Origin of the sequence: Prevotella lacticifex, from assembly GCF_019973375.1 — a bacterium.
Taxonomy (GTDB): domain Bacteria; phylum Bacteroidota; class Bacteroidia; order Bacteroidales; family Bacteroidaceae; genus Prevotella; species Prevotella lacticifex.
In genome coordinates, this window is the sequence record NZ_BPTV01000001.1 from 1898931 (window position 1) to 1916139 (window position 17209).

At 48.1% G+C, this 17209-nt stretch carries 14 protein-coding genes; 2 read left to right on the forward strand and 12 right to left on the reverse strand.

The genetic code is table 11. The annotated features are described in order from the left end of the window. Nucleotides 1-284: 284 nt before the first annotated feature. Nucleotides 285-2015 carry a single-stranded-DNA-specific exonuclease RecJ gene (gene recJ, locus LDN30_RS07445; protein ID WP_223926110.1) on the forward strand — a complete coding sequence of 577 codons (1731 nt, stop codon included), beginning with the start codon at nucleotides 285-287 and terminating at the stop codon, nucleotides 2013-2015. A 7-nt stretch (nucleotides 2016-2022) separates the two neighbouring features. After that, complete coding sequence (locus LDN30_RS07450; RefSeq protein ID WP_223929127.1) at nucleotides 2023-3924, forward strand: RecQ family ATP-dependent DNA helicase; 1902 nt, start codon at nucleotides 2023-2025, stop codon at nucleotides 3922-3924. A gap of 553 nt (nucleotides 3925-4477) precedes the next feature. Here the strand turns inward: LDN30_RS07450 and ilvC are convergent. The 12 genes from ilvC to folD all read right to left on the reverse strand — a co-directional run bounded on the left by ilvC (nucleotide 4478) and on the right by folD (nucleotide 17200). After that, a complete protein-coding gene (gene ilvC / locus LDN30_RS07455) occupies nucleotides 4478-5521 on the reverse strand; it encodes a ketol-acid reductoisomerase (RefSeq protein WP_223926112.1) in 1044 nt (347 codons plus the stop codon). Between the two features lie 193 nt (nucleotides 5522-5714). Continuing rightward, nucleotides 5715-6521, reverse strand: a complete 807-nt coding sequence (locus tag LDN30_RS07460; RefSeq protein ID WP_223929128.1) for an acyl-[acyl-carrier-protein] thioesterase — start codon at nucleotides 6519-6521, stop codon at nucleotides 5715-5717. A 21-nt stretch (nucleotides 6522-6542) separates the two neighbouring features. Then, a complete protein-coding gene (gene ilvN, locus LDN30_RS07465) occupies nucleotides 6543-7115 on the reverse strand; it encodes an acetolactate synthase small subunit (protein WP_223926114.1) in 573 nt (190 codons plus the stop codon). Between the two features lie 14 nt (nucleotides 7116-7129). After that, the gene (gene ilvB, locus LDN30_RS07470; RefSeq protein ID WP_262902402.1) at nucleotides 7130-8923 is read right to left on the reverse strand and encodes a biosynthetic-type acetolactate synthase large subunit; all 1794 of its coding nucleotides are present in this window, start codon (nucleotides 8921-8923) and stop codon (nucleotides 7130-7132) included. Nucleotides 8924-9058: 135 nt separating this feature from the next. Continuing rightward, nucleotides 9059-10894 (reverse strand): dihydroxy-acid dehydratase, encoded by a 1836-nt coding sequence (gene ilvD, locus LDN30_RS07475; protein WP_223929129.1) that lies wholly within the window; start codon nucleotides 10892-10894, stop codon nucleotides 9059-9061. Between the two features lie 913 nt (nucleotides 10895-11807). Continuing rightward, entirely contained in the window at nucleotides 11808-12938 is a 1131-nt protein-coding gene (locus tag LDN30_RS07480) for an OmpA family protein (protein WP_223929130.1), read from the reverse strand. Between the two features lie 404 nt (nucleotides 12939-13342). After that, nucleotides 13343-13888: a 2-oxoacid:ferredoxin oxidoreductase subunit gamma family protein gene (locus LDN30_RS07485; RefSeq protein WP_223929131.1), complete on the reverse strand. Its 546-nt coding sequence runs from the start codon at nucleotides 13886-13888 to the stop codon at nucleotides 13343-13345. A gap of 9 nt (nucleotides 13889-13897) precedes the next feature. Beyond that, on the reverse strand, nucleotides 13898-14668 hold the full coding sequence (locus LDN30_RS07490) for a thiamine pyrophosphate-dependent enzyme (RefSeq protein ID WP_223926118.1): 771 nt from the start codon (nucleotides 14666-14668) through the stop codon (nucleotides 13898-13900). Nucleotides 14669-14733: 65 nt separating this feature from the next. Beyond that, complete coding sequence (locus tag LDN30_RS07495; protein ID WP_223929132.1) at nucleotides 14734-15819, reverse strand: 3-methyl-2-oxobutanoate dehydrogenase subunit VorB; 1086 nt, start codon at nucleotides 15817-15819, stop codon at nucleotides 14734-14736. Nucleotides 15820-15822: 3 nt separating this feature from the next. Continuing rightward, a complete protein-coding gene (locus tag LDN30_RS07500; RefSeq protein WP_223929133.1) occupies nucleotides 15823-16056 on the reverse strand; it encodes a 4Fe-4S dicluster domain-containing protein in 234 nt (77 codons plus the stop codon). An 18-nt stretch (nucleotides 16057-16074) separates the two neighbouring features. After that, nucleotides 16075-16254, reverse strand: a complete 180-nt coding sequence (locus LDN30_RS07505; RefSeq protein WP_223926121.1) for a tetratricopeptide repeat protein — start codon at nucleotides 16252-16254, stop codon at nucleotides 16075-16077. Between the two features lie 67 nt (nucleotides 16255-16321). Next, on the reverse strand, nucleotides 16322-17200 hold the full coding sequence (gene folD / locus LDN30_RS07510) for a bifunctional methylenetetrahydrofolate dehydrogenase/methenyltetrahydrofolate cyclohydrolase FolD (RefSeq protein ID WP_223926122.1): 879 nt from the start codon (nucleotides 17198-17200) through the stop codon (nucleotides 16322-16324). Between the last annotated feature and the right edge of the window lie 9 nt (nucleotides 17201-17209).

Consider the following 17209-nt stretch of genomic DNA (forward strand, 5'->3'; position numbering starts at 1 on the left):
AAAAGAATGGATGGAAGATAATTTCAAAGAGGTTGCAAAGGTCATTGGAAGCTGTACAAGCAGATTCTTAAATGGTCTATTGAAATTTCAAATAAGGGAAAAGGAATTGCCCAGAAAGAGCATGAAAAACTGAAAGTTGACATTGAACGGCTGCTAAAGGACGCAGATGCGACCGGGGAAGAAAGAATGGAAAGAGGGTTTTGTTTTTGTTAAATAATATATAGTTGTTCCGTTTTATCATTTTTTATTAGTAACTTTACACGCAGAAATAAAAAACAATTAAAATGCATTTTAAATGGAACTACGAGCCACCTACATCTGATCAACGAAAAGCCGCCGAGGAGTTAGGGCAGAAGATGGGCGTCAGTCCTGTCATTGCGTTCCTGCTGCTGAGGCGCGGCATAACCACAGAGAGTGCTGCCAAGAGATTCTTCCGGCCGCAGCTTGCCGACCTCATCAATCCGTTCTTGATGAAAGATATGGATGCTGCCGTCGACAGGCTCAATGACGCTATGGGTAGAAAGGAGCGCATTCTCGTTTATGGCGACTACGATGTAGACGGATGCACCGCCGTGGCATTGGTTTACAAATTTCTGCGTCAGTTCTATTCAAACATCGACTACTATATCCCCGACAGATATGACGAGGGATATGGTGTCAGCAAGAAAGGAATTGACCACGCCAAGGCCACCGGAGTGAAACTGATAATCATCCTTGATTGCGGCATAAAGGCTGTCAAGGAGATAGAGTATGCCAAGAGCCTTGGCATCGACTTCATCATTTGCGACCATCATGTGCCTGACGACGAGCTGCCGCCGGCTGTGGCCATACTAAATCCCAAGCGTCCCGACGACTCCTATCCTTTCAAGTATCTGTGCGGGTGCGGTGTGGGATTCAAGTTCATGCAGGCCTTCGCCAAGAACAATGGGATTCCTTTCTCAAGGCTCATCCCCCTACTCGACTTCTGCGCCGTGAGCATTGCTGCCGACTTGGTGCCGGTTGTCGAGGAGAACAGGATTCTTGCCTTCCACGGACTGAAACAGATCAATCAGAACCCAAGTATCGGACTGAAAGCTATTCTCGACATCTGCGGACTCACCGGGCGCGAAATATCGATGAGCGAGATAATCTTCAAGATTGGGCCGCGAATCAATGCCAGCGGAAGAATGGAGAACGGAAGGGAGACCGTCGACCTGCTCGTGGAGCGCGACTACAACAAGGCGCTCCATGAGGCTAAGCACATCGACAAGTATAACGAGAAGCGAAAGGATGTCGACAGGCACATGACCGAAGAGGCAAATACTATCGTGGAACGCCTTGAGAATCAGAAGCATCAGAACAGTATTGTCCTCTATGATGAGCACTGGAAGAAAGGTGTCATCGGTATAGTGGCTTCAAGACTCACGGAGATTTACTTCCGGCCGACAGTTGTACTGACGCGCGACGGCAATTTGGCTACGGGCTCAGCGCGATCTGTGGCGGGATTCGACATCTACTCAGCGATAAAGAGCTGCCGCGACCTGCTGTTGAACTTCGGTGGACACACCTATGCCGCCGGACTGACGCTGAAATGGGATGATGTAAAGGAATTTCGTGACAGATTCCAGCAGTATGTCGATGAGCATATCCAGCCGGAACAAACTGAAGCTATGCTCAACATCGATGCAATAATCGACTTCAAGGACATAACAAAGAAATTCCACAACGAACTGAAAAAATTCTCGCCATTCGGACCGGGAAACGAAAAGCCGCTATTCTGCACAAAGAATGTTTATGACTTCGGCACGAGTAAGGTGGTCGGACGGGAACAGGAACATATTAAATTGGAACTCGTCGACTCAAAGTCGAACAATGTCATGAACGGAATAGCGTTCGGACAGAGTGCAGCAGCACGATACATAAAATCGAAACACAGCTTCGACATTGCGTACACCATTGAGGATAATATCTTCAAAAGGGGTGCCGTGCAACTGCAGATAGAGGACATTAAGCCAACGGATACCGAGGATCTATAATATTTCTATGGACAGATACCTTGAAATCCTTCACAGGTACTGGGGTTATCCCGACTTCCGCGGAATTCAACGCGAGATAATCGAGAGCATTGGCTCCGGCACGGATACTTTAGGACTGATGCCTACCGGCGGGGGAAAGTCACTGACTTTCCAGGTGCCGGCACTGGCACAGAAAGGCGTATGCGTAGTTATCACACCGCTGATATCGCTGATGAAGGACCAGGTAGACCACCTGAAGCAAAGAAATATTCCGGCTGCGGCAATATATTCGGGAATGAGACAGGACGAGATAGTCACCATTCTCGAAAACAGTATCTTCGGAGGAATAAAGATTTTGTATGTAGCACCGGAGAGATTGGGCTCAGAACTGTTCTTAGCCAAGCTCAGCCACATGAGGGTAAGCTTCATTACCGTCGACGAAGCGCACTGCATCAGCCAGTGGGGTCACGACTTCCGACCGGCGTATCTGCAGATAGCCAAACTGCGGACGCTCTGCCCCGACGCGCCAATACTGGCACTAACGGCTACGGCAACGAAGGAGGTAATAGAAGATATAAGGAAACAGCTCCAGTTTAAGGACGATAATGTCTTCAGGATGAGTTTCGAGCGGAAGAATCTGGCGTATGTAGTTCGCTACACGGAGGATAAGATGTCGGAACTCGTTCATATACTTAAATGTACAAGTGGGTCGGCAATAGTCTACGTAAGATACAGAAAACGCACTAAGGAGATCGCCAAGCTCCTTAATGACAACAAGATACCGGCCACGTGGTACCACGCCGGCATCAATCCGGAGGAGAAAAGCAAGCGACAGGAGGACTGGCAGAATGATAAGGTGAGGGTGATGGTGGCCACCAACGCCTTCGGAATGGGTATCGACAAACCAGATGTCAGAACGGTCATCCATCCCGATCCACCCTCATCAATTGAAGAATACTTCCAGGAAGCGGGCAGAGCAGGACGCGACGGAGGAAAGAGTTATGCTGTACTGTTATGGAACACCGGTGACAAACGGACTCTGCACAAGAGAATATCCGACACTTACCCGCCGATAGACTTTATCCAGGACGTTTACGAACATCTCGCTTATTTCTACGAAGTGGGCGTAAACAGCGGAAGAGGAGCAAAGTTCGAATTCAATATCGCAGCCTTCTCAAGGACTTATGGATTCCCGTCACTGAGGGTGAACTCGGCTCTCGTCATTCTTAGTCAGGCCGGATACATTACTTATGACCAGATGCCGGACACGAAATCGAGGCTGATGATAAACGTAACACCGAACGATCTGTATAAGATTAACTTCCCTCATAATGAGGACATTACGCTGACTGCACTCATCAGGGAATATGGCGGTGTGTTCAGAAACGGCTACGTATTCATCGACGAGGAACTGATTTCAAGAATGAGCGGTCTGAATAGAGATGAGACTTATTCCGCCCTGATTTCGCTTAGCCGGAAAAGGATAGTCAGCTATATCCCACGCTCGAATGTACCGACAATCAGATATGAGACTGACCGCGTTGATGGAAAGGATGTAAAAATATCGGAGGATGTCTATGAACTGAGGAAAAAGGAACTGGCAAAGCACATTGAATCAGTCATAGACTATATGGAGAATGATGATGTATGCCGGAGCAGACAGTTACTCAGGTACTTTGGCGATAAAGAATCGGACGACTGCGGACAGTGTGATGTCTGCATAAGTCATAAGAACAGCAAAGCCAAGGAAGATGTCTTTATAAATGCTCAGAAAGAAATAATCAGCTTTCTGTCAGACGGAAAGAAGCATTGGATAAAGGAACTCTACAATCTGAATGTTCCAAATCCAGCTCTTAGCGAGGCACTCGATTATCTTGTGAAAGAAGAAAAGGTAGAAATAGAAAATATTTTCATCCGTATAGCCGAATAAGAATTGCTATTCGGCTCTGCTCTGCGTATCGGATGATAATATCCTTTTTGTTCGAGAATACTATTCAAGTGGTAATCCAACTCTGCACGTTGCATCGAATGACAATATTTTTCTTAAATTTTGACAGGAAAGAGCCATAGCATCTGAACCATGGCATGCAATAAGCATCTGCTGGAGGCAATCAAAGCAACTATATGCAATGTCAGTCAAAAAAATAAATGAAAGATTCATACACAGCCGAAGAACAACATCTCTGCCGTCAGCGAACATATCTTCAAAGGTCCACGAATATATCTTCAAAGGCCCACGAACATATCTTCAACAGCCCACGAACATATCTTCAATGGTTAACGAATATATCTTCAATGGCTCACACTTGCCTTTTAGCTCTGTCGATTTCCACACGTATTTTACGTATGAACTTAATCAGCATTTCAGTCTCTACTGAATGTGTAGGATGATAATATCCTCAAGAAAAAACAGCAAAATAAGAGGGGAATACTTTATCACTAAAGCACTCCCCTTCCAACATTATGTACGAGAAAAATTAATATTAGTTGTTCTCTGGACGGAGCTTACGCACTGTTTCACCAGCACGCCACATCTCCATGTCATGCATCTCCTTCAACTCAGCATTGAGCTTATCACGATAGTCTGGCTGCGAGTTCTTGTCGATAGAGATCTGGGCTTCGTTGCCACTCTCCACTGAACTGTAAAGCCACTCCATGACAGGGAGGTTGGCAGCCTTGAAACGTGGGCGCCAGTCGAGGGCACCACGCTGAGCTGTTGTCGAGCAGTTAGCATACATCCAGTCCATTCCCTTCTCACCGAACAGCGGGCAAAGACTCTGAGTGAACTCCTCAACAGTCTCATTGAATGCCTCCGATGGTGAGTGTCCATGCTCACGAAGAACCTGATACTGAGCCTCGAACAGTCCCTCGATAGCACCCATCAGAGCGCCACGCTCACCGGTAAGGTCGGAAGTAGCCTCCTTATTGAACGTTGTCTCAAACAGATAGCCAGAGCCAATGCCTACGCCCATAGCCAAAGTCTTCTCCTTAGCCTTACCCGATGCATCCTGATAGACAGCATAAGAAGAGTTAATACCACGTCCCTCAAGGAACAGAGAGCGCAGCGATGTGCCGGAACCCTTAGGGGCAACCATGATGACATCGACATCCTTTGGAGGTACAACACCCGTGCGGTCCTGCCAGTTGATAGCGAAACCATGGCTGTAGTACAGTGTCTTGCCAGCTGTCAGACTCTTCTTGATTGTCGGCCACTGCGAGATCTGTCCAGCGTCGCTAAGCAGCATGGCGATGATCGTACCCTTCTCGGCTGCCTCCTCAATAGAGAACAGCGTCTTGCCTGGTACCCATCCGTCGGCAACAGCCTTATCATAAGACTTACCCTTACGCTGACCGACAATTACATTGAAACCATTATCGCGGAGGTTGCCTGCCTGACCAGGACCCTGAATACCATAACCAATGACGGCAATTGTTTCATTCTTGAGTACTTCACGTGCTTTTTCCAATGTAAACTCATCTTTTGTGACGATGTTCTCGATAACGCCACCAAAATTCATTTCTGCCATAAATGCTTTTTGTTTTAATTATGCAGCCAATAAGCGACCGCGACTTGTTAATAATATTCCCTTTACTTGAGTTGCTTTAAGACGAAACGCATATAAGCTCTCGACAGAACCTCGTTTTGCGTCCATTCCAATCTTTGCTTCCTCTTATACGCTGCAAAGTTAGGAATTTATTATGAAACTACAAAGAATTCTTCTAATCTTTTACGAATTTAACATTACTTCTTACAACTTCAACCCCATCTTCGCCGTTTTCGGCCGTCTTCGTGACCAAAATATTATATAATCTCACTCTTTCATCGCTCTCGTCATCATTTTCCTGTAAATAGAAATTCAACTTGTCGCCTTCGTGACTCTCTGCGACATAAGCGATCTCGAACCGTTTCAGCCGATATTCCTTATACCAGTCGAGATTCCAAAGGTCAAGTATATGTTCTATGTACTTAACGGAATTAATATGACCGTTGACGTCAACATCACTGTAATGAGTGTCAATAGTCACCGGCTTGATGGTCTCAACAACCTTATTAATATCCATCGGCACACGCGATGCCTTACGGACAGGACACTCATAATCAGTCTCGACATACTCTTTTATGAGGCCATCCCTGACAGAGAGGATATCTGTTGGTTGCCGGCTTTCAGTATCAATCATTGCCCATATGCTACGTCCATAGCCATACACAGCACCATCATCGTCTGCGACCTTAAAGTTACGGCTCGTGAAATAGCGCATAACACCGTCCACCCATGTCTCAACATTGAACTTATCGTAAGCCTTAGGCATATCGTCAAGTTCGATAGCGAGACGGCTCAAGACCCATGTCCGGTGGATAGTGTTCAGATAATGCATGCCGTAGCCGCGCTCATTGCTGTGGAAGTCGGCTGCGTTGAGCATGTCGTTGCCGAGGTTCCCGACAAACAACCGGTCATTGAAGTCACAATGAAACGGCTCTGCCATAAAGGGGTAGCGTCCTATTTTAGATAATAATTCGTCTTTCATTCTCTCGTACATTAATATATATTATCCGTTGTCCGTTCCCTCAAGCATTTTCACCACTGGGTCCTCAGTACTGCGCGTCAGCGCTATTCTTCCCGACCGCGTATATTGCAACAGACAGCCGAAACGTTTGAACTCGCTGTACAGATGAGTCACCTCATCGGTAAGACCGGCAAGGAGTACTGTAGTATAAGTGGGGTTCACCTCCATCATCCTGCCATCATGATGACGGATGCAACGACTTATCTCCGGGTCCTCGAGCAGCCTCGGAGTTGAGATCTTAAACAGTCCTTCCTCATGGATGAACAGTTCATCATCGGTGTAGAAGTCAGCCTTGACGACATCAATCTTCTTTTCTATGGCCTTAGTGATTTTCACTATCTGCTCCTCTGTACTCCAGCATGTTATCGTGTACTTATGTATTCCGTTTATGCTTGACGCACTGACGTTAAGACTCTCTATGTTTACTTGTCGGCGGGTGAACACGGCAGTCACTTGGTTAAGCACACCAGCGATGTTCTCCGAATAGACCAAAAGCGTATAAAGAGTCTGTCCGTCGTGATTCTCGGCAAATGTATCAGCTATATCTTTCTTCATTGTTTCTTCATTATTTATATATCCAGGTGGAGCATCATCTCGTCAACACTCTTTCCCGGAGGTGTCATTGGCTGTATGTTCTCGTCCTCCTTCACAGCTACTTCAAGTAGGAAAGGACCATCTGTCTTGAGCATCTTGTCAATTTTTGCAGCAAGGTCCTTGCGTTCGGTAGCCACATCATAGGGAATGTTATAGCCGCGGGCTATATCCTCATAGCGCGGATTGAGCATGCGCGTGAAGGACCTCCGGTGGTTGAACATCAAGTCCTGCCACTGTCTGACGTTACCGAGATAGTTGTTGTTGAGTATAATCATCTTCACGGGAGCCTGCCGTTCCATGATTGTTCCCAATTCCTGAATACTCATCTGGAATCCTCCGTCGCCGGAGAACATACATATTGTTCTGTCCGGAGCACCGAAAGTAGCGCCAATAGCTGCCGGCAGACCGAATCCCATTGTACCAGCTCCACCACTTGTGACAATGCTTCTACTGCGTTTATACTTGAAATATCGTGCCGAGAACATCTGATTCTCACCGACATCATTAACCAGGACAGCCTCACCATTGGTTGCTTCGGCCACAGCATTAACGACCTCACCCATCAGCAGGGGTCCCTCTGTTGGATGGATACTTGGTTCGATAACCTGATCGGTTTCCTTCTGCCACAGTGGTTTAAAGGAGTCAATCCACTCCTTGTGATCAGCCTTCCGGATAAGATTGGTAAGAGCAGGCAGACTCTCCTTGCAGTCGGCAAGCACAGCCACATCTGTCTTCACGTTCTTGTCGATTTCTGTCGGGTCAATATCGAGATGGATGACCTTGGCCTGCTTAGCATACGTGTCGAGACGACCGGTCACTCGGTCTGAGAAACGCATGCCAATGGCTATGAGCACATCGCACTCCTGCTCCTTAACGTTAGGCGCATAGTTGCCGTGCATGCCGAGCATTCCCACATCTAGAGGATGGTCTGAGGGGAGCGCCGACAGTCCCAAGAGCGTTCTTCCGGCCGGAATGTCACCCTTTTCAAGAAATTCGCGGAGCTCTTTCTGCGCGCCACCGAGTTCAACGCCCTGTCCCACAAGAGCCAACGGCTTTTTGGCGTTGTTAATTATCTGCGCAGCATCCTTCACGGCCTTGATGTTTAGTTTGGGATAAGGCTGATATGACCTGACACTGTCGACCTTACTTGGCTCCCACTTGCACTTACCCGTCTGGGCACTGCGCGTGAAGTCAAGAACGACAGGTCCGGGACGACCGCTCCGAGCTATATAGAACGCACGGCTCACAGCCCATGCCACATCCTCGGGGCGTCGGATCTGATAGCTCCACTTTGATATCGGTTGTGCCAATCCTACGAGGTCAACCTCCTGAAAGGCATCGGTGCCAAGGGCTTTCACACCCACCTGTCCGGCCACAACCACTATAGGTGTGGAGTCCATCATTGCGTCGGCGACACCAGTCAGAGTGTTTGTCGCTCCCGGTCCGCTTGTCACTATTGCCACTCCCACATTACCGCTCACACGCGAGTAGCCCTCTGCCGAATGTGCGGCAGCCTGCTCATGGCGCACAAGCACGAAGTCGAACCATGGCTCTTTCTTTTGAGTATAAGTATACAGAGCGTCGAACACAGGCATGATGGCTCCGCCGGGATAACCGAAGATGGTCTTCACATCCTCTTGATATAAAGCACGCATCATTATTTCGGCGCCAGTACATTCCTCGCCGATACGAATACCACTCCATGGCACTTCTATCGGCGACTGCGTTCCGCTGCCTTTCCCTATCTTGATTTTTGTATTGTCTGACATCTATGAAAATATTGAATTTTATAATATAACTGTTGGCTCTTCATCGACCGCAGTTAGATTCTATGACGCCGGAGCGATAATCATCACTCCGACACCAAAAAAGCCAAGCCTCTACTGACAACGATTATTATATCGTCAGTCGATGATTCTCACACCGCCCTTGTCGGCACTCGACACGCTCTGGGCATACGCTCTGAGAGCCTTGCTCACGACACGCTTGCGCTTCAGTGGCTGTTGCGGACGTGCATCAAGTTCCTCGTCCGACAGCTTCACGTTGATGCTACGGTTAGGAATATCAATCTCAATGATGTCCCCATCCTTTACTTTACCAATATTACCACCGTTGGCTGCCTCAGGCGAAATATGGCCTATCGACAATCCTGAGGTACCACCAGAGAATCGTCCGTCGGTAATCAGAGCACACTCCTTACCGAGGTGACGGCTCTTAATATAAGATGTAGGATAGAGCATCTCCTGCATACCGGGACCACCTTTAGGTCCCTCGTGGGTGATCACGACGCAGTCGCCGGCCTTTACCTTTCCACCAAGGATACCGTCGCAGGCATCTTCCTGAGAGTCGAAGACCACAGCCGGACCCTCAAAATGCCACAGTTCCGATGCCACACCGGCAGTCTTTACGACACACCCGTCCTGGGCAATGTTTCCGAAGAGCACCGCCAGACCACCATCCTTGGTGTAGGCATGTTCGATATCCCTTATGCAGCCGGATGTTCTGTCAGTGTCGAGTTCGTCCCACAGCGTATCCTGACTGCCCATCTCAGTAGAGAATTTGCGTCCCGGAGCAGCATAGTAAATCTGCCGTCCGAACTCTTTCCAGTCGTCAACCGGAGCAAAAGGTTTCTTGGCAGGAGTGTCACGTGTAATGTCATATTTATTCAGAGCATCGCCAAGAGTCTGACCGTCAACACGTCCAACATCCTCACGAATCAGTCCGCCCTTGCGAAGTTCATTGAGGATACCGAGGATGCCGCCAGCGCGATTACATTCCTGCACAGAATATTTCTGAGTATTCGGTGCCAGCTTACACAGACATGGCACCTTGCGGCTAAGCTGATCGATGTCAGACATTTTGAAATCGACACCACCCTCCTGAGCCACAGCCAACAGATGGAGCACAGTATTTGTCGATCCGCCCATGGCTATATCGAGAGTCATAGCGTTGAGGAATGCGTCACGCGTGGCAATACTCCTTGGCAGCACGCTGTCGTCGCCATCTTCATAGTATGCGAAAGCGTTCTTGACTATCTGTCGTGCAGCAGCACGGAAGAGCTCTATACGGTCCTTGTGTGTGGCAAGGATAGTACCATTACCCGGCAAGGCAAGACCAATAGCCTCCGTCAACGAGTTCATCGAGTTGGCTGTGAACATTCCTGAGCAGCAACCGCAACCCGGACAGGCACAACTCTCAATCTTCTGCAGCTCATCATCGCTGACCTCCTTGTCGGCACCGGCAATCATAGCCGTAATCAAGTCGGCATTCTCGCCCTTCCATCGTCCGGCCTCCATAGGACCGCCAGAGCAGAATACTGTCGGGATGTTCAACCGCATAGCAGCCATAAGCATTCCCGGAGTCACCTTGTCGCAATTGGATATACATATCATTGCGTCAGCCTTGTGGGCGTTGACCATATACTCCACTGAATCAGCAATGATGTCACGGCTTGGCAACGAGTACAACATACCATCATGCCCCATGGCGATACCGTCGTCAATGGCAATAGTATTGAACTCTGCCGCATAACAACCCATTTTCTCTATCTCGCGTTTCACGATCTGACCAATCTCGTGCAGGTGGGTATGACCTGGGACGAACTGTGTGAACGAGTTGACAATGGCAATAATTGGCTTTCCAAACTGCTCATGTTTCATACCGGCGGCGACCCACAAGGCCCGTGCTCCCGCCATCTTTCTGCCTTCAGTACAGACAGCACTTCTCAACTGATGTTTCATATTCCCGTAATTACCCTTTAAAAAATATTACCCTTATCTGTTTCTATTCTTTCTTCTATCGGTTGATAAGAATGTTATCAACTTATTGAGATGCAAAGTTACTGACTTTTTGCTAAAAAACAAACAAATCAGAACATTTCTTTCGATAAATACTGAAGAATTAAAATCTTTCCCGCAATATTGGACAAAACTATTATAAATCTGCCCTGACATAAACGAGATAGCCGGTAAATTTGGTACTACAGAAACTCCTATAACCGTCGGAAACACAATTAATAATGTCGAAACTACTCCAACATACGATGTACAGATGAAAGAGCGGAAGAAGTTCATGCTCATCACCTGCAATAAAATGTAGGATCATCCCCACCCTATCACTACATAGGTAAAACAACCACAATGACAAACTACAGTCTTACGACCAGCAGATCATTGCGAGAATCCGACAAATAATAAAGAAATTTATTAGCATCAGAAATCACCAAAATCAATCGATGATTCAAGTCCGTGTTTTTCATCTTCTTTGCAAAGATACAAAATTTTTTAACGGATTCCAAATTTTTTTGAACTTTTTTTATTTATCTTTTACGAGTAAAAGCGTAGAATAAAGATAATCAAAGACTTAGCATAAAATATTTTTTTTCGTCATTTTACCGGCAAGAAGAAGGAAAATGTCCATTTCGCTATATGATACTAAAAACCGAACGAACTATGGATTACAAAAAATATGTCCTCACGAGGAATGGAAAACACCCCGTTGTCCATTGCCTTATCTCACCGTCTCATCACGACGAACTGACTTATATTAATAATTAAATAAGACCATTACCACTAAAACACAAAATCCCCGATGCATAAGCACCGGGGATAATGTATTTCGAGTAAATCAATACTCGTTAAAGCTTAGCAGCGATTACTTTACGTAAACGACAGCCAGACGGTTTGAAGTGTTGCCCTGAACACCCTTACCAGTAGCCTCGTCAACAGAAACGCCCTTAGACTTCAGATACTCAGCAACGCTGTTTGCACGATCCTGCGACAGCTTGTCGTTGATAGCCTTAGAACCCTCAGGAGAAGCAGTACCAATGATACTAACGTGCTTGCCAGAAGCGATACCGTCGAGAGCTTTCTTAGCCTCCTTAGTGAGAGCAGACTTGCCCTGAGCGAATGTTACGAATACGAGGTCAGAAACGTTAATCTCCTTAACAGGAGTCTCCTTGACAACCTCCTTGACAACCTCCTTAGGCTTCTTAGCGAGCTCAGCCTTCAGGTTGTTGATCTGGTCGTTCAGACCGTCAATCTCAGACTGGTCGCGGAAACGAACGAGAGAGAAGTTGTGACGGCCGTCGTGGTTCTTGAACTTGTAAACAACACCAGCGTTCAGCTGCAGATAGCCGTTGTGGATGTTGTAGTTAGGCTGTGCAGCGCTTGCTGCAGCCTTGAACTCGTTAGCGCCAAAGAGAGGTGCAGACTCCTGATTGAAAGCGTCCTTACCGTTGAACACCCATGTTACAGAAGGCTCAACATAAACCTGCCACTCCTTGTTCTTGCCGAGGTTGAACTGGAAGTCAACACCAGCCTTAGAAGTCATGCGGTTAATGTCGTGCTTGTAGTCAGCGTTGAACATGTGACCCCAACCGAGACCATAGACAGCACTTACCTCGAAGAAACGAGGATCACCCTTGTAACCTGCGAAGAGGTTGCTGAGGTTGAAAGTACCGAGCAATGATGTGTTGAGAGCGCGAACGACTGTCTTTGTAGAAGTCCAAGGCTTATTTGAGAAATAAGCGTTGCTCTCTGCTGCGAGTCCGAATACCGGAGTAAGCTGCTTACCAACACGGATGCCTGCGTTAGGATCGAGGTCGCTGAGCCACTTGTGGCCAGTCAACTTTGTGGCAACGCCACCATTAACACCAACATACCAGTTGTCGCAGAACTTGCTCTGACGAAGGCCATACTCCTGACCAGGAGCAGACTCTAAAACCTGAGCTGATGCAGATGCTGTCATAGCAACAGCAGCTAACATTAAAACTAACTTTTTCATGTCTCTCTGAATTAATTATTTAATTTATGAATATAATATTATCTTCAGATTTCGAGTGCAAAGTAATAAAAAATTATTGAAACGGCCAAATATTTTCACTGAAATTTGCCTTTACGAGTCGGAAAAGACCACAAAAAAGTCTTTATTAAACGGTTTTACCTATCTATAAAGGACATTGCATGAATTTTTATGTCTTTTCGACGGCCTCAATCCATATAAAAATAGAACACTGAAATATCGAAAAAACATAATCAGCCCCGGGAAAAAGCCAAACAACGGCACTGAGAAACATCGATTATCGCTCACGTTTTTGCATGCAAACAACATAAAGCAAAGCGGAGCCTTCTGCATCACGCAGGAGACTCCGCACATAATTAGAGAGTTATAAAAAATCAGGTTTCATGTTATTTCTGCTCTTGTATAATCTTCATACCTTCGTCAACAGCCTTCATGTTGAGTGGAATCATGTTGTGATGGCGCTCTGGAAGACTCTTGTATAGAGCTTTATTCAGTCCGTCGGTCGAAACTACAGGACAAACCTTCAGCAGTCCGCCAAGGACAATCATATTGAAAACTTTTGAATTTTTCATCTCGGCGGCCTTGTCCATGGCATCAATGCGGTAGACCTTGATATCCTTTCTCGTAGGAGGATTCATCACTCCGTAACCGTCGTAGATGAGTATGCCGCCGGGCTTTACCTTAGGTTCAAACTTGTCGAGTGACGGCTGGTTGAGCACTATAGCCACGTCATACTTGCTGAGTATCGGCGAAGAAATCCGCTCGTCGCTGACAATCACCGTGACATTGGCTGTACCACCGCGCTGTTCAGGCCCGTAGGCCGGCATCCACGTTACTTCCTTGTCCTCCATGAGTCCGGAGTATGCCAGAATCTTTCCCATTGACAGAACACCCTGACCTCCGAAACCACTGATAATTATTTCTGTTTTCATTTCTCAATACTATTTTAAGCCGGTAGTGTCTTTAAGGTCTCCCTTGACATACTTTTTGAACATATTCTCACGCATCCACTCGTTAGCCTTGACAGGCGACAATTTCCAACCGCTGTTGCAGGTCGAGACAATCTCTACGAGCGACGATCCCAGTCCGTTCATGCTTGCCTCAAAGGCCTTACGGATGGCCTTCTTAGCTTTTCGGATGGAAGCTACGGTGTCGACGCTCTGCCGTGTGACGTAGCATGTGCCGTCGAGATGACTTGCGAGCTCGGTGATATTCAGCGGATAACCATGAATTTTCGGGTCGCGGCCGTAAGGACATGTGCTTGTCTTCTGGCCTATCAGCGTTGTTGGAGCCATCTGTCCACCCGTCATTCCGTATATAGCGTTGTTAATGAAGATGATAGGCAGATTCTCGCCACGGTTGAGGGCGTGAATAGTCTCGCACGCTCCTATGCAGGCCAGGTCGCCATCGCCCTGATAGGTGAAGACGAGCCTGTCGGGCCAGAGCCGCTTGATGGCCGTAGCCACGGCTGGTGCGCGTCCGTGGGCAGCCTCCTGCCAGTCGATGTCGAGGTAGCGGTAGGCGAAGACGGCGCAGCCCACAGGGCAAACACCTACAGCCTTGTCGCTCATGCCCATTTCCTCGATAATCTCAGCAACCAGTTTGTGCACAACACCATGCGAGCACCCCGGGCAGTAATGCATCGGCGTGTCATTCATCAGTGTCGGCTTCTTATATACCAGATTCTCCGGTGATATTATATCGTTTGCCATTTTTTCTTCAGTTTTTAAAAAGACATCCTGTTCTCCCCTGCCATCATGCAGCGGAAGGACTGAACTTATTTGATGAACTTTTCCTTGAGGGCCTCGACAATCTCCTCTGGTTCAGGTACGATACCTCCGAGACGTCCGAAGTGCTCTACAGGCAGCTGACCGTTGACGGCGAGCTTGACATCCTCGATCATCTGTCCTGCGTTGATCTCGCTGACGAGAATGCCCTTCTTCCCCTTGGCGGCCTCAACGATCTGCTTGCTTGGGAACGGCCAGAGGGTGATAGGACGGAAGAGTCCGACCTTAATGCCCTGCTCACGAGCCAGTTCGACGGCTTTCTCACCTATGCGGGCAGCACTTCCGAAACTGACTATGATGTAATCGGCATCATCACACTTCGTAGCCTCGTATCTCACCTCATTCTCCCGTATCAGCTCATACTTCTCCTGCATGTGGAGGTTTCGCTGCTCCATAACCTCAGGTTTCAGCTCCAGCGATGTGAGGATATTCGGTTCTCTGTCGGCCGGACGGCCAATGGTAGCCCACGGACATTCCTTCTTTATCTGTTCCTCGGTGCGCCGCGGTTTTATTGGCGGAAGAACGACTTTCTCCATCATCTGGCCGATGACACCATCGGAGAGAATCATTGCCGGATTGCGGTACTTGAAAGCCAGTGTGAAGGCCAGGTCGACGAAATCGGCCATTTCCTGCACGGAGTTAGGAGCGAGCACAATGACATAGTAGTCACCGTTGCCACCGCCTCTGGTAGCCTGGAAGTAGTCGCTCTGCGACGGCTGGATGGTTCCCAGACCGGGACCTCCGCGCTGCACGTCGACAAACACTCCAGGAATCTCAGCACCAGCCATATAGCTGATACCCTCCTGCATAAGGGCCACACCCGGCGACGACGATGTTGTGAACACACGTTTTCCGGCTCCGGCACCACCATAGACCATGTTTATGGCAGCCACCTCCGACTCAGCCTGAAGGACAACCATTCCTGTTGTCTCCCACGGTTTGAGCAAAGCCAGGGTCTCGATAATCTCACTCTGCGGAGTTATAGGATAGCCGAAAAAGGCATCCGCTCCACAACGGATGGCAGCATGAGCGATAGCCTCATTGCCTTTCATCAGTGTTACTTGCTTTTCTGCCATATTCTATTCCTCCACTTTTTTACGATAAACCGTGATGCATCCGTCCGGACAGACGATGGCACACGATGCACATCCCACGCACTTATCGGCATTTGCCGGTTCAACGTATGGATATCCATGCACGTTAACTTTCTTCTGTGCAAGGGCAATGACATCCTGCGGGCAGGCCACAATGCACAGCTGGCATCCCTTGCAGCGGTCCGTGTTCACCACGATTGCACCTTTAATCTTGCTCATACGCTTTTGTAATTAATCTTATGGATTATATGCGTCTTTATTGTAGAAGTTGAGGATTTCCTCAAGCATCTTCTTTGCCTCAACGGCAGGAGACTCAGGGTCGAGGTCAATGGCCTCCATATAGCAGTCAATGGCATGCTGCCAATCGCTCTTGCGGCGATAGTCATTACCCTTCTTGTACCATTCTTCAGCCGTCATAGTAGATTTGTTTTTCTTCCGGAAAGATTTACGCCCCCCGAAAGCCTTTATTGATTGTTGATATTTCCTATTTATAGTATTCCTTTTTAGCAGCCGCCAACGTGTTCTTCATCAGCGAGCAGATGGTCATCGGACCAACTCCGCCCGGCACCGGCGTGATATAGCTGCACTTTGGAGCCACCTCGTCGAACTTCACGTCGCCATTAAGGCGGAATCCCTTCTTACGGGTGGCATCGGGCACACGCGTCGTACCAACGTCGATGACGACGGCTCCCTCCTTCACCATGTCGGCGGTGAGGAAGTCGGGCTTGCCGATAGCGGCGACGATAATGTCGGCATCGAGGCACTCCTTCTTAATATCCTTAGTGTGTGAGTGACAGACAGTTACCGTGGCATCGCCAAAATTCTTCAGCATCATAAGCTGCGCCATTGGCTTTCCGACGATATTGCTGCGGCCGAGGACGACACACTTCTTTCCGCTGGTTTCAATATTGTAATGGCGCAGCAGCGTCATGATGCCGAGCGGTGTGGCCGAAATGAACGAAGGCAGACCTATCGACATACGGCCCACATTGATGGGATGGAATCCGTCGACATCCTTGCGGTAGTCGATAGCCATGATGATTTTCTGTTCGTCGATGTGCTTTGGCAGCGGCAGCTGTACGATGAATCCGTCGACATCAGCGTCCTTGTTCAGTCTGTCGACACAGGCCAAGAGTTCTTCCTCAGTGACATCGTCCTCATAGCGAATCAGTGTGGACTTGAATCCGCACTGCTCGCAGGCAATCACCTTGTTCTTGACATACGTCTCACTGCCTCCGTCATGGCCGACGAGGACTGCAGCCAGATGCGGTTGCTTACCGCCTTTGGCCATAATATCCTTCACTTCCTCGGCTATCTGCTGCTTAATAGCGGTGGCAGTAGCCTTTCCATCAATAAGTGTCATATCTTTTGC